11 protein-coding genes are annotated in these 13282 nt (G+C 72.6%); 8 read left to right on the forward strand and 3 right to left on the reverse strand.

Translation table 11 applies throughout. The annotated features are described in order from the left end of the window. The 5 genes from rpmF to ADK66_RS03565 all read left to right on the forward strand — a co-directional run bounded on the left by rpmF (position 1) and on the right by ADK66_RS03565 (position 5506). Positions 1-174: a 50S ribosomal protein L32 gene (gene rpmF / locus ADK66_RS03545; RefSeq protein WP_030335284.1), complete on the forward strand. Its 174-nt coding sequence runs from the start codon at positions 1-3 to the stop codon at positions 172-174. Positions 175-309: 135 nt separating this feature from the next. Continuing rightward, positions 310-1275: a fatty acid synthesis plsX protein gene (locus tag ADK66_RS03550; RefSeq protein WP_053652532.1), complete on the forward strand. Its 966-nt coding sequence runs from the start codon at positions 310-312 to the stop codon at positions 1273-1275. Continuing rightward, entirely contained in the window at positions 1272-2210 is a 939-nt protein-coding gene (gene rnc / locus ADK66_RS03555; RefSeq protein ID WP_231639885.1) for a ribonuclease III, read from the forward strand. The genes ADK66_RS03550 and rnc overlap by 4 nt, the downstream gene beginning before the upstream one ends. After that, a complete protein-coding gene (gene mutM / locus ADK66_RS03560; protein ID WP_053652533.1) occupies positions 2203-3060 on the forward strand; it encodes a bifunctional DNA-formamidopyrimidine glycosylase/DNA-(apurinic or apyrimidinic site) lyase in 858 nt (285 codons plus the stop codon). Before rnc ends, mutM begins: the two co-directional genes overlap by 8 nt. 220 nt (positions 3061-3280) lie before the next feature. Next, positions 3281-5506, forward strand: coding sequence for an MMPL family transporter (locus ADK66_RS03565; protein WP_053652431.1), 2226 nt, complete (start codon positions 3281-3283; stop codon positions 5504-5506). A gap of 48 nt (positions 5507-5554) precedes the next feature. Here the strand turns inward: ADK66_RS03565 and ADK66_RS03570 are convergent, their stop codons facing one another. Continuing rightward, positions 5555-6397 (reverse strand): endo alpha-1,4 polygalactosaminidase, encoded by an 843-nt coding sequence (locus ADK66_RS03570; protein ID WP_053652432.1) that lies wholly within the window; start codon positions 6395-6397, stop codon positions 5555-5557. Between the two features lie 114 nt (positions 6398-6511). Beyond that, a complete protein-coding gene (locus ADK66_RS03575; protein ID WP_082377174.1) occupies positions 6512-7585 on the reverse strand; it encodes a CAP domain-containing protein in 1074 nt (357 codons plus the stop codon). Positions 7586-7955: 370 nt separating this feature from the next. Here ADK66_RS03575 and ADK66_RS03580 point away from each other — a divergent pair, with 370 nt between their 5' ends. The 3 genes from ADK66_RS03580 (at position 7956) to ADK66_RS03590 (ending at position 12732) form a co-directional block, all read left to right on the forward strand. Further along, the gene (locus ADK66_RS03580; RefSeq protein WP_007456482.1) at positions 7956-8150 is read left to right on the forward strand and encodes a hypothetical protein; all 195 of its coding nucleotides are present in this window, start codon (positions 7956-7958) and stop codon (positions 8148-8150) included. Positions 8151-8497: 347 nt separating this feature from the next. Further along, positions 8498-12112 carry a chromosome segregation protein SMC gene (smc, locus tag ADK66_RS03585; protein WP_053652433.1) on the forward strand — a complete coding sequence of 1205 codons (3615 nt, stop codon included), beginning with the start codon at positions 8498-8500 and terminating at the stop codon, positions 12110-12112. Then, positions 12112-12732, forward strand: a complete 621-nt coding sequence (locus tag ADK66_RS03590) for an HAD-IA family hydrolase (RefSeq protein WP_053652434.1) — start codon at positions 12112-12114, stop codon at positions 12730-12732. The genes smc and ADK66_RS03590 overlap by 1 nt, the downstream gene beginning before the upstream one ends. Before the next feature lie 8 nt (positions 12733-12740). Here ADK66_RS03590 and ADK66_RS03595 read toward each other — a convergent pair whose 3' ends face one another. Beyond that, a complete protein-coding gene (locus tag ADK66_RS03595) occupies positions 12741-13268 on the reverse strand; it encodes a DinB family protein (protein WP_053652435.1) in 528 nt (175 codons plus the stop codon). Between the last annotated feature and the right edge of the window lie 14 nt (positions 13269-13282).

The following is a 13282-nucleotide window of genomic DNA, read 5'->3' on the forward strand; positions in this document are numbered from 1 at the left end:
GTGGCCGTCCCCAAGCGCAAGATGTCGCGCAGCAACACCCGGTCCCGCCGGGCGAACTGGAAGGCGACCGTGGTAGCGACCGTCGCGTGCCCGCAGTGCAAGTCCCCGAAGCTGCCGCACGCCGCCTGCTCCGTCTGCGGCACCTACAACGGCCGCCAGGTTCTCGAGGTCTGACCTGGACGCCGAGTGACGCCCCCGACCCCAGGTCGGGCGGCGCGCGCACCCTGGCATTCGCCCGGTGCCCCGGCTCCCTCCGACACCGGCCGGCCCAACCCGGCCGGTGTTCCGGCGGAGCGGGGCACCGCGCGGATCGCCGTTGACCTCCTCGGCGGGGACGACGCTCCCGCCGTCGTGGTTGACGGCGCTCTGCGTGCCATGCGCGCCGACCCGGACCTGCACCTGCTGCTCGTCGGCCCGACCGAGGTCGCCGACGAGCTGATCGCTGCCCTCGGCCCGGCCCAGCGGGCCCGGATCACCGTGCGGCCGGTCCGCGATTCCGTCGGCATGGCCGACCATCCCAGCGCCGCCCGCGCGGAGAGCACCGTCCGGGCCGTCGTCACCGCCGTCCGCGACGGCACCGCCGACGCGCTGGTCTCCGCCGGAGCCACCGGCGCCACTGTCACCGCCGCCGTGCTCGGCCTGGGTCGCTGGCCCGAGATCCGCCAACCCGCCCTGGTCGCCACGCTGCCCGCGGTAGCCGGGCCGGTAGTGCTGCTCGACGTCGGCGGCACGCTGGAGCCCCGCCCGGCCACCCTCGCCCGGCACGCCGTTCTCGGCGCCGCGTACGCCGCGGTCGCCCACTCGGTCGCCGCGCCCCGGGTCGGCCTGCTCTCGGTCGGCACCGAGGCCGGCAAGGGCGACCGGGTACGCCGCGCCACCGACCCCCTGCTCTCCGTCGAGCCGCTGCCCGGCGGCGCGCACTACGTCGGCCTGGTCGAGGGGTACGACGTGACGCTCGGCGCGCGCGCCGATGTGGTGGTCACCGACGGCTTCACCGGTAACGTGCTGCTCAAGGCGATCGAGGGCGCGTACGCGATGGCCGGCGGCCCGCCCGTCGGCGGCGGCGCACCCCGTGCCGCCGCTCTGCTGGGCGTCGCCGGAACGGTGGTCGTCTGCCACGGCTCCGCCGGCGCCGACGACGTCGCCTCCGGCATCGCCCTCGCCGCTCACCTGTGGCGGAGACGCGCCATCGACCTGGTTTCCGCGTTGCTCGACGGCGACGCCGTGGCCGACCGCTCAGACCGCTCCACCGACACCGAGGTACGTACATCATGAGCAACGACAAGCGGCGGCGGGCGTCCGTCGGTCACCTGGAAGCCGCGTTCGGCGTCAGCATCGAGCCGGACCTGCTGGAACGGGCGCTGACCCACCGCTCGTACGCGTACGAGAACGGTGGCCTGCCGACAAACGAACGGCTGGAGTTCCTCGGCGACTCGGTGCTCGGCGTCGTGATCACCACGGCGCTGTTCCACAACCATCCCGATCTGCCCGAGGGCCAGTTGGCCAAGCTGCGGGCCAGCGTGGTCAACATGCGGGCGCTCGCCGACGTGGCGCGTGGTCTGGGGCCGGACGGCCTCGGCGCGTACCTGCTGCTCGGCAAGGGTGAGGAGACCACCGGTGGGCGGGACAAGGCGAGCATCCTCGCCGACACGCTTGAGGCGCTGCTCGGCGCGATCTACCTCCAGTACGGGCTGGACACCGCCGGGATCGTGATCCACAGGCTCTTCGACCCGCTGATGGCCGAGTCGGCTGGCCGGGGTGCCGCCCTGGACTGGAAGACCAGCCTCCAGGAGTTGACCGCGGCGTTGGGGCTCGGCGTTCCGGAGTACCGGATCGAGGGCACCGGCCCGGACCACCTGAAGACGTTCACCGCCTGGGTCGTGGTGGCCGGCAACCGCTACGGCGGCGCCGAGGGACGCAGCAAGAAGGAGGCCGAGCAGCGGGCCGCCGAGGCGGCCTGGCGGACGCTCGCCGAGCAGAACGGCCCCGACGACGAAGGCCAGACCAGCCAGAGCGGCCAGAACGGGCGGGCCAGCACCGACCACCGGGACCAGCCGGGCGACGGCAGTGACCTGACCGACGGGGACGAGTCGTTCGGGCCGTTGGAGCGCGCCGAGCGGGCAGCCCAGAGCGAGCAGGCCGACCACCTGGCGCAGTCCATGCCGGCCGGGGGTGCCGACGGCCACGAGACTGGTGTACGCCGTGCCTGAGCTGCCCGAGGTCGAGACCGTACGGCAGGGGCTCGCCCAGTGGGTGATCGGTCGGCGGATCGCCTCGGTCGAGGTCCGACACCCGCGCGCCGTCCGGCGGCACGTCCCGGGTGGGGCGCACTTCGCCGACGTGCTCGCCGACCGGACCGTGCTGGACGTCCGCCGCCGCGGCAAGTACCTGTGGCTTCCGCTGGACAGCGGCGACGCGGTGATCGGGCACCTCGGCATGTCCGGGCAGTTGCTGCTCCAGCAGCCCGGCACTCCGGACGAGACCCACCTGCGGGTCCGGTTCCGGTTCGCCGACGACGGGCCGGAGCTGCGCTTCGTCGACCAGCGCACGTTCGGTGGGCTCTCGGTGAGTGAAGGTGGCGCCGAGCTGCCCGCGGAGATCGCGCACATCGCCCGCGACCCGATGGACCCGGAGTTCTCCGACACGGAGTTCGTCGCCTCGCTGCGCCGCCGACGGACCGAGGTGAAGCGCGCCCTGCTCGACCAGACGCTGATCTCCGGGGTGGGCAACATCTACGCCGACGAGGCGCTCTGGCGTGCCCGACTGCACGGCGTCCGCCCCACCGACGCGCTGACCGGGCCGGCCGCGCAGCGCCTGCTCGGGCACGTCCGTGACGTGCTGGGTGAGGCGATCAAGGAGGGCGGCACCAGCTTCGACGCCCTCTACGTCAACGTCAACGGCGAGAGCGGTTACTTCGACAGGGAGCTGAACGTGTACGGCCGTGAGGGCGAGCCGTGCCGGCGGTGTGGCACGCCCATCCGCCGTGAGGCGTTCATGAACCGCTCCTCGTACAGCTGCCCGCGTTGTCAGCCCCGGCCCAGGGGCTCCCTTCGGGGATGACCCGGAGCGGCATCCGGGTCGGCGTCGGCGGGTCGCGCCCGGCACCCCGGATCGTCCCCGGAATCGGTGACCGGGTCGGGGGTTGACACCGGCCCGGTGGCCCGCCACCCATGGTGGACGGACTCCGGGGCAGGCCCGGCCGATCCCCGATGTGATGGTCTCGTCCCGTCTCTAGCGTCAGCACCGTTGACAGGGGGCTGACGTGACAGGGGGACCTGAGATGGGCGCAAGACCGGTGACGGTGCGGATGGCGCGGTGGAGCGCCGAGCATCCGTGGCGGGCGATCGCGCTGTGGGCCGTGTTCGTGGCGGTGTGTTTCGTGGGTGGCAACGCCGTCGGCCTCAACGAGGCGACAAACAACGACCAGGCGATCGGCGAGGCGGGGCGGGCCGGCGTGATCGTCGACTCCGGAGCCTTCGACGACCCGGCCGTGGAGAACGTACTGATCACCGCCCGGGACGGGTCCCTGGACCTGGTGGCGGCGAAGACGGCGGCCGACGACGCGGCGGCCCGGCTGCGTACCGTCCCCGGGGTCGCAGGCGTCGGCCAACCGGTCACCGCGCGGGACGCGTCGGCGGTGTTGCTGCCGATCACCATGTCCGGTGATCCGGGTACCGCGTCGGACCGGGTGCAGCCGCTGCGCGACGCGACAGCGACAGTGCAGGGCGCGCATCCGGGGCTCCGCGTCGAGCAGGTCGGCGGCCCGTCGATCAACCAGGCCCTCGACGACACCCTGGGCAAGGACTTCAAGCGCGCCGAGCTGCTCAGCCTGCCGGTCACACTGGCCATCCTGATCATCGCGTTCGGCGCGTTGATCGCCGCCAGCGTGCCGGTGCTGTTGGCGCTCTCCTCGGTCGCCGCCGCGATGGGTCTCTCCACCCTCGCCTCGCACCTGGTGCCCGCCACCGACACCACCGCGCCGGTGATCCTGCTGATCGGCATGGCTGTCGGTGTCGACTACTCGCTGTTCTACATCCGCCGGGAACGCGAGGAGCGGGCCAAGGGCCGCTCCGGCCTGGACGCTGTCGAGATCGCCGCGGAGACCTCCGGGCACGCCGTTGTGGTCTCCGGCTTCGCGGTGATCATCTCGATGGCCGGGCTGCTGCTCGCCGGCGACGTGGTCTTCTCGTCCCTGGCCGTCGGCTCGATCCTTGTGGTCGCCGTCGCGGTGACCGGCTCGCTGACCGTACTGCCGGCCCTGCTGGCCAGGCTCGGCCGCTGGGTCGACCGGCCCCGGGTGCCGCTGCTCTGGCGCCTGACCGCGCCGCGCGCCGACCGCAACGGCGCACCCCGCGCACCTCGACTCTGGCCGGCGGTGCTCCGGCCCGCCCTGCGTGCTCCGGTCGCGACCCTTGTCATCTCGGTCGGTCTGCTGCTCGCGCTTGCCGCACCCGCGCTCGGCATGAAGCTGAAGTTCCCCGGCATGGAGGACCTGCCGCGCACCACGCCGGCGATGCAGGCGTACGACAGACTCACCGCGGCCTTCCCGAGCACCGGCACCAACCATGTGGTGGCGGTACGCGCGCCTGCCGAGCAGGCCGACCGGGTCCACGCCGCGCTCGCCGGCCTCGCCGGCCGTGCCGCCGGTGACCCGCTGTTCGCTCCCGCCGAGGCGGACGGCCCGAAGATCGAGGTGTCGGCCGACCGGCGGGTGTCGGTGCTGGACGTCGCCACCCCGTACGCCAGCAGGGACGACCGGTCGGTGCAGTCGTTGGAGAAGCTGCGCGACGACCTTGTCCCGGCCGAGCTGCGGGGCATCCCCGGGATTGAGTACGCGGTGGGCGGGAGCGTTGCCGACAGCGAGGACTACGCGCAGCACATCAAGAGCAAGCTGCCGCTGGTGATCGGGTTCGTGCTGGTGCTCACCTTCCTCGTCATGGTGTTCACCTTCCGGTCGGTGGTGGTGGCGGCAAGCTCGATCCTGCTGAACCTGCTCTCCGCCGGCGCCGCGTACGGGCTCGTCGTGCTGGTGTTCCAGGGTGAGTGGGCCGAAGGGCTGCTCGGTTTCACCTCGATGGGCGCGATCGTGTCCTGGCTGCCGCTGTTCCTCTTCGTGGTGCTCTTCGGACTCTCGATGGACTACCACGTGTTCGTGGTCAGCCGGATTCGTGAAGGAGTCCTGGCGGGGATGTCCACCAGGGACGCCGTCTCGTACGGCATCACCTCGTCGGCGGGGGTGGTGACAAGCGCGGCGATCGTGATGGTCGGCGTGTTCTCGATCTTCGCCACGTTGAGCACCATCGACATGAAGCAACTCGGTATCGGCCTGGCGGCGGCGATCCTTCTGGACGCCACGATCATCCGGGCCGTGGTGCTGCCGGCGCTGATGACCATGCTCGGCGACGCCAACTGGTGGGCGCCGCGCTTCCTGCGCCCGCGTCCGAAGCCGGCCCCCGCCGACGCCGATCCGCCGGCAGCCGCGCCGGAGCTGGTGGCGGTGCCCTGACCCAGGCGCGAGTTAGGCCGGGCCACGACTGTGGCCCGGCCGACCGTGTCAGGGCAGCGCGCACGCCTCCCGCCAGGCGTCCAACGCCCGTTCCTTGCGTATCGACGCGAAGCCGTAGCCGACAGTGGTGACGCAGAAGTCGTCGGTCGAGCCCGTGTATTCGACGTGGAAGACAGGCTTGCCCGCATCGGCGAACGGCAGCAGCTTGGCGCACTGGTCCAGCCGTACGCACTCCTCGTTCACCGCAAAATCGAAGTCGGGGGCCAGCGCCGCGAGCTGCGGCACGGCGTTGACCAGCCCGGGTGAGAGGTCAAGCGACCGGGCCAGCTGCGCCAGCCGACGGTTGAACAGCAGCTGGTCGTCGAAGCCGAGGGGAAAGCCGGTGCGGTGCTCGTACCCGTCGGCGTCGGCGAACGCCACAGCGCCGAAGCCCTTGCCCCGGCAGAGCCGGAACCGGTCGGCCAGCACCGGCTCCAGAGCGTCCCATCCCCGTACGTCCAGCCACCGGCTGCCGGGTCGGCGTGCGGCCGAGCCCTGCACGGTGGCGGGAAACCGGCTGGCGTCCGGGTCGGTCGAGCGCACCGAGCCGACGTACACCTGGCAGATCAGCCGGCGGTCGCGCGAGCGCAGCTCGGCGGTCTGCGCGGCGGTGGTGGCCACCGGGTCGAGCAGGAAGACGTCCGCGTCCACTGTCGGGTCGAGCGGGCCGCTGAGCTGCCACTGCCACTGCCAGTGGCGGGCCTGCCCGGCCGGCCACGGGGTGGGCGCGCCGGGCGGGGTCAGCTCGGCCCGGCACCCGTACACCGGTAGCACCAGGACGAGCGCGACGCCTGCCGACACGATCCGACGCAGCGGGCGTACGGCGGTTCGTCGCCGCGGCCGGATCCGCATCGGCAGCTCCCGGGTCCTGGGCGGCCCGTCGCCGCCGGCCGGTACGCCGCCCCGCGCTCCGGCCCGACGTACCTCACCGGGTCAAACGAGCGCGGGGGCGCGGACGACGCGCGGTCAGCGCGGCGCCGCGAAGACCTGCGTCCAGTACGGGCCGTTGCTACTGGCGATGCCGACGCCGATCTCGGTGAACGCGCAGTTCAGGATGTTCTTCCGGTGGCCGGTGCTGTTCATCCAGGCGCTCATCACGCTGGCCGGCGTCTGCTGGTTCCAGGCCACGTTCTCGCCGTAGGTGCGCCAGGCGTAGCCGACCCGGTCGAGCCGGACGCCGGGGTTGCTGCCGTCGCTGCCGGTGTGCGACATGTTCTTGTGGTCGGCCTGGTCCTGGCTGTGCCGCTGCGCGGCGGTCATCAGCTTGTCGTCGATGCTCAGCGCCTTGCAGCCGGCCTTGGCCCGCTCGGCGTTCACCAGGTCCACCACCTCGCGAGCCTGGGCGCTCACCGTGCCAGCGGTGCCGCCGGAGCCGCCGGAGCTGCTCGGCGCGGTGCTGCGGGGTGCGGTACGCCGTGACGCGGCGGTGGAGCGCGACGGCGCCGGGGTGGGCTTGACGACCTTGCTCGGCGTCGGGGTCGGCTGTGCCGTGCTGGGCGTGGCGGTGGGGGAGGGTGCGATCAAGGTGTCGCCGGCCGGTTGCTCGGCTTGCTCGGCGGGCGCGGCGGCGGCGGTGTCGTCGACAGCGGTCGGCTCAACTGTCGACCGGTCCCCGCCGGGCAGGGCGAGTGCGCCCACACCGAAGCTCACCACGAGCGTGGCGGCCGCGGCGGCGCCGCCGATCAGCAGGGGGCGACGCCAGCGCCGCGGCGAGCGGTGTCGGCCCTCGCCGGGCCGGCCCTCGTCGCCGGTGCCGGCCCGCCAAGCGCCGCTGGTCTCCGCGTCAATGGGCATGGCGCTGGTCGGTGCCGCCCAGCCGCCAGTGGCCTCCGCGTCGGTGGGCTCATCCATGGGTGCCGGCTGCCACCGGGAGGTGGGCTCCGTGTGGTGCCACCCGTCGCCGGGTTGGTCGGGGTCGTCGCCGAACAGGTAGGCCGAACGGGGCTCCGGTCGATCTCTCAGCCAGTCCGGCTCGTCGGTCGGCCGCTCGGCGCGCCGGGGTGCGCCGTTCGGGTCCATCGGGTCGGTCCAGCCGTGCACGCCATGCCTCCACGGGGTCGGTTGTTGGCCGGGGTGACGCTACGACTCGCCCACGAGCTGCGGCAACGTGGCTAAGGAAGAGTTAAGGGGAAGTGGGACGCCGAGGGGCGGACTTCCGGGAATCCGGGCGTACAGTAAAGGTGTCCGGACAGAGCGTGTCCGTGCCTTGTGGCAGCCCCCCGACAAGTGGACAGGTCGACGTGGAGATGATCTACGGCCTGCGAGAACTTGACGAACGAGGGGTTAGCGGCTCAATATATAGGTGTCGCCAGTCGCGCCCGGTCATGCCCAGATACACCTGGAATGGCAGCCGCGTACAAATGGGCGCGCGTTGGCCGGCCTTTCCGGCAGCGCATATCAAGGAGTCAGCATGGCGAAGGCCCTCTACGGCCACGTAGGTGCAGCGCCCGACCGGCGTCTGCTCGACGAGGTCACCCGACTGCGTGCCAGGGTTCAGGCACTGGAGTTCGAGATCACGCGTCTGCGTGCCGACAATGATCGGCTCGCGGCGGCAGCGGCGGAAGCGGATGATCTGCTTCGTCTCGCCGAGCCGGCGCTGACCTGATCTCCGGGTCGGAAAACTGAATCGCACCACCGCAAAAATGCGCGCCGACACCTCCGTGCCGGCGCGCAACGCTGTCCGGCTCCTTTTCCTCGGCCGATGATTCGTGATCTTGTATTCGGTGCCGCGCCACCCACCCGGACGGTTTCCGGAAATACGCGTACCAGCAGGCTGATCATGAATGCGCTTTGTCTTTCCGGTCACAGCCGCAGAGGCGGTCCGGCCGACTGCCGGCACGACCCGGGGCGGGTCGCGTGCCCGACGGCTCCCGCCACCGGGTTAGTCTGCGGGTTCACCCAGGTCCCCGCAGCCGGCGACGGTACGGCGGCCACCGGACGAGGATCGAGAAGGTGTATCTCAAGAGTCTGACGGTGCGGGGCTTCAAGTCCTTCGCCTCCGCCACGACGTTGAAGCTGGAGCCCGGAATCACCTGCGTGGTGGGCCCGAACGGCTCCGGCAAGTCCAACGTCGTCGACGCCATCGCCTGGGTGCTCGGCGAGCAGGGCGCCAAGGCGCTGCGCGGCGGCAAGATGGAGGACGTGATCTTCGCCGGCACCGCCGGTCGCGCGCCGCTGGGCCGCGCCGAGGTCACCCTCACCATCGACAACACCGACGGCGCGTTGCCCATCGAGTACACCGAGGTCTCGATCACCCGCCGGATGTTCCGCTCCGGCGAGAGCGAGTACGAGATCAACGGCAACTCCTGCCGGCTGCTCGACATCCAGGAGCTGCTGTCGGACTCCGGTATCGGCCGGGAGATGCACATCATCGTCGGTCAGGGCCGGCTCGACGGCATGCTGCACGCCAAGCCGGAGGACCGCCGCGCGTTCATCGAGGAGGCGGCAGGCGTCCTCAAGCACCGCAAGCGCAAGGAAAAGGCGCTGCGCAAGCTCGACGCCATGCAGGTGAACCTCAACCGCCTGACCGACCTCACCGCCGAGCTGCGCCGCCAGCTCAAGCCGCTGGGCCGCCAGGCGGAGGTGGCCCGCCGAGCCGCCGCCATCCAGGCCAACCTGCGCGACGCCCGGCTCCGGCTGCTCGCCGACGACCTCGCCACCCTGCGGACCACCCTCGACCGGGAGATCGCCGACGAGACCGCGCTACGGGAGCGGCGCGAGCAGATCGAGGGCGAGCACACCGAGGTGCAGGGCCGGCTCGGCGAGTTGGAGGCCGCGCTGGCCGAGGACGCTCCGCTGCTCGCCGCCGCCCAGGACACCTGGTACAAGCTGTCCGCCCTCCAGGAACGCTTCCGCTCGATCGAACAGCTGGCCCGGGAGCGGCTGCGGCACCTCAGCGCCACCGGCGACGACGAGCGCCCGGGCCGCGACCCCGACCAGCTGGAGGCCGAGTCGGAGCGGGTCCGCGAGCAGGAGGAGGAGCTGCGCGCGGCACTGACCGACGACCAGGTCCGGCTGGCCGAGGCCGTCGAGCACCGTCAGGAGCTGGAACGGCAGCTCGCCGCCGCCGAGCGGGAGCTTGTCGTCGCCGCCAAGGCCATCGCCGACCGGCGCGAGGGCATGGCCCGGCTCACCGGCCAGGTCAACTCGGCCCGCGCCCGCACCACGAGCGCCGGTGAGGAGATCGAACGGCTCGCCGTGGCGCACGCCGACGCGCTGGGCCGCGCCGAGCAGGCACAGGCCGACCTGGACGCGGTGGCCGCGCAGTCCACCGAGGCGGACCGGGACAACGCCGACCTGGACGCCCGGCACGCCGAGGCCGTCGCCGTGCAGGAGCGGGCGCAGGCCACCGTACGGTCGCTCGCCGACGCCGAGCGGGCCGCCGAGAAGGACGCCGCCACCTGGAAGGCCCGGGAGGAGGCGCTGGCACTCGGTCTGCGGCGCAAGGACGGCGCCGGCGCGCTGCTGGCCCGTGCCGGGGACGTGCCGGGCCTGCTCGGCAGCCTCGCCGGGCTGCTCACCGTCGCGCCGGGGCACGAGGCGGCGCTTGCCGCCGCGCTCGGCGGGCTCGCCGACGCGGTAGCCATCAGCGGCGTGGACGAGGCCGTCGAGGCGATGCGCCTGCTGAAGATCTCCGACGCCGGCCGGGCGGGCCTGCTCGTCGGCAGTCCGGCGGGGCCCGGCATGACCGGCTCCGCCGACGCGCTGCGCCCGAAGCTGCCCGACGGTGCCCGCTGGGCACCCGACCTCGTCGAGTGCGGCGCCGAGCTGCGCCCCGCCGTGCACCGGGCGCTGCGCGACGTGGCGCTCGTCGACGACCTCGCCGCCGCTGCCGAGCTGGTCGCCGGCAACCCCGAGCTGCGTGCGGTCACCCCCGACGGCGATGTGGTCGGGGCGTACGCGGCGGCCGGTGGGTCGGCCAAGGCGCCCAGCTACATCGAGGTGCAGGCGGCCGTCGAGGAGGCGCGTACCAACCGGCTCGCCGCCGAACGCTCCGGCGCCGAGCTGCGCGAGCAGCTCGTCGAGGCGCGCGCCGAGGTGACCGCCGCCAAGGAGGCAGTGCAGCACGCCGCCGCCGAGAAGCGCGAGGCGGAGAGCCACCGCAACGCCGCCGCCCGCCGGCTGGCCGAGCTGGGTGCGGCGGCGCGCTCGGCGAAGGCGGAGACCGACCGGCTCGGTGAATCCCGGGCGCGCGCCGAGGCGGCCCGACAGCGGGACCTTGCCGCGCTCGCCGAGCTGGAGGAGCGGCTGCGCCTGGCCGAGGAGACCCCTGTCGACGCCGAACCCTCCACCGAGGAACGGGACCAACTCGCCGCCATGGTGCCGCAGGCCCGGCAGAACGAGATGGAGGTCCGGCTCGCGGTGCGTACCGCCGAGGAGCGGGTCTCCTCGATCGCCGGCCGGGCCGACTCGCTGGCCCGGCAGGCCACCGCGGAGCGCGCCGCCCGGGAGCGCGCCGCAGCCCGGCGGGCCGCGCGCACCCGGGGCGCGGGCATCGCCCGGGCCGTCGCGGCTGGCGCCCGGGAGGCGCTCACCCGGCTCACCACCTCGATCGCGACGGCCGAGGAGCACCGCGACGAGGTGGCCCGGGAACGGGCCGCCCGCGAGGCGGAACTCCAGGAGGTACGCGGGGCAGCCAAGCGACTGGCCGCGGAACTGGAGCGGCTGACCAGCCAGGTGCACCGCGACGAGGTGGCCCGCGCCGAGCAGCGACTGCGCATCGAGCAGTTGGAGGCGAAGGCGGCCGAGGACTTCGGGCTGGACGTGGAGACCCTCGTCGCCGAGTACGGGCCGAACCAGCCCGTCCCACCGACCCCTGTCGACGTCGCGACAGCCGAACGCGACGGCCTGCCGGTGCCCGAGCCGGTCCGCTACGAGCGGCCCGTGCAGGAGAAGCGGGCCGCCAAGGCGGAGCGGGAGCTGGCCCTGCTGGGCAAGGTCAACCCGCTGGCCCTGGAGGAGTTCGCCGCGCTGGAGGAGCGCTTCAAGTTCCTCTCCGAGCAGTTGGAGGACCTCAAGGCCACCCGGCGGGACCTGCTCACGGTGGTCAAGGACGTGGACGAGCGGATCCTTGAGGTCTTCGCCAGCGCGTTCGCCGACACGGCGCGGGAGTTCGAGCAGGTGTTCACGGTGCTCTTCCCCGGCGGCGAGGGCCGGTTGATCCTCACCGACCCGGACGATCTGCTCACTACGGGTGTCGAGGTGGAGGCCCGCCCGCCGGGCAAGAAGATCAAGCGGTTGTCGCTGCTCTCCGGTGGCGAGCGGTCGCTGACCGCGGTGGCCATGCTGGTGGCGATCTTCCGCGCCCGGCCCAGCCCGTTCTACATCATGGACGAGGTCGAGGCGGCCCTGGACGACGTCAACCTGGGCCGGTTGATCACCTTGCTGGCACAGTTGCGGGAGAAGAGCCAGCTCATCGTCATCACCCACCAGAAGCGGACGATGGAGATCGCCGACGCGCTCTACGGCGTGACGATGCGCAGCGGGGTCACCCAGGTGATCAGTCAACGGCTCAACAGGGCCGATGAGGACGACCAGCGGCACAGCCGCGGCGAGGAGAACGGGTAGTGGCTCGGGAACGCGCGACGGCGCTCCTGCTGGATCTGGATGGCGTCCTGCGGCGGTGGGATCCGGCGGTCGCCGCCGAGGTGGAGCGAGAGTACGGCCTGGCCGACGGTGTGCTCAGCGAGATCGCGATGCAGTGGGGTCGGCTCCGGCCGGTGCTCACCGGGCAGGTCAGCCACGCCGACTGGATGAGCAGCGTGGCCGACGCGCTCGTCGAGCCGGCCGGTGGCCCGGACCGGGCTCGGGCGGCGGTGGAGCAGTGGCAGCGCTACCGGGGCGAGGTGGACACCGAGGTGCTCGACTTCGTCCGGGAGGTGCGCGCCGCGGGGATCCGGGTCGGTCTGGCCACCAACGCCACAGACCTGCTCGACGCCGACCTCGCCGCGCTCGACCTCGCCGACGAGGTGGACGTGGTGGTCAACTCCTCGACCCTCGGTGTGCACAAACCCGCGCCGGAGTATTTCCAGGCGGCGTGCGTGGCGGTCCGGACCCCGCCGGCCCGGGTCCTGTTCGTCGACGACGAGGACTGGGCGATCCGGGGCGCCCGCGCGGCCGGGCTGTCGGCGCACCGCTGGGGCGGGCACGCGGATCTGCGCTACCTGCGGGCGGCCCTGGACTACTGAGCCTGCCGTCAGTCGCCGGTGACGCCGTCGATCCGCTCGCGGATCAGGTCGGCGTGCCCGTTGTGCCGGGCGTACTCCTCGATCATGTGCACGTAGACCCAGCGCAGGCTGAAGGTGCGGTCTCCGTCGCTGCGGGTCAGCGTGAACGTCTCGTCCAGGGATCGTCCCGCGGTCGCGGCCCGGGCGGCCTCGACCTCGGCCCGGAAGGTGGCGAAGGCCGCCTCCGGGTCGGCGTCGGCGGCGGCGTGGAAGTCGGCGTCGTTGTCGGTGTCGTAGTCGAACAGGTCGGGTAGGACCTCGCCCGCGAAGCGCTGGCGGAACCAGGACCGCTCCACGTCGGTCATGTGCAGGACCAGCCCGAGCAGGCTCAGGCCGGACGGCTCGACGCTCGCCGTGCGCAACTGCTCGGCGGTCAGCCCGGCGCACTTCTGCAGCAGGGTCTCGCGGTGATAGTCGAGCCAACCTTCGAGCATGGTGCGCTCGTCAGCGACGAGCGGCTCATGTGTGCGGTCGATCTCGGGTGCTCTCCATGTCATCCGGACATCCTGTG

The organism is Micromonospora sp. NRRL B-16802, from assembly GCF_001279555.1.
GTDB classification, from domain to species: Bacteria; Actinomycetota; Actinomycetes; order Mycobacteriales; family Micromonosporaceae; genus Micromonospora; species Micromonospora profundi.

Excerpts from the sequence above, each read along its gene's own strand:
- rnc (WP_231639885.1), top strand. The coding sequence starts at position 1,272 with ATGAGCAACGACAAGCGGCGGCGGGCGTCCGTCGGTCACCTGGAAGCC.
- ADK66_RS03565 (WP_053652431.1), top strand. The coding sequence starts at position 3,281 with ATGGGCGCAAGACCGGTGACGGTGCGGATGGCGCGGTGGAGCGCCGAG.
- ADK66_RS03570 (WP_053652432.1), bottom strand. The coding sequence starts at position 6,397 with ATGCGGATCCGGCCGCGGCGACGAACCGCCGTACGCCCGCTGCGTCGG.
- ADK66_RS03580 (WP_007456482.1), top strand. The coding sequence starts at position 7,956 with ATGGCGAAGGCCCTCTACGGCCACGTAGGTGCAGCGCCCGACCGGCGT.
- ADK66_RS03595 (WP_053652435.1), bottom strand. The coding sequence starts at position 13,268 with ATGACATGGAGAGCACCCGAGATCGACCGCACACATGAGCCGCTCGTC.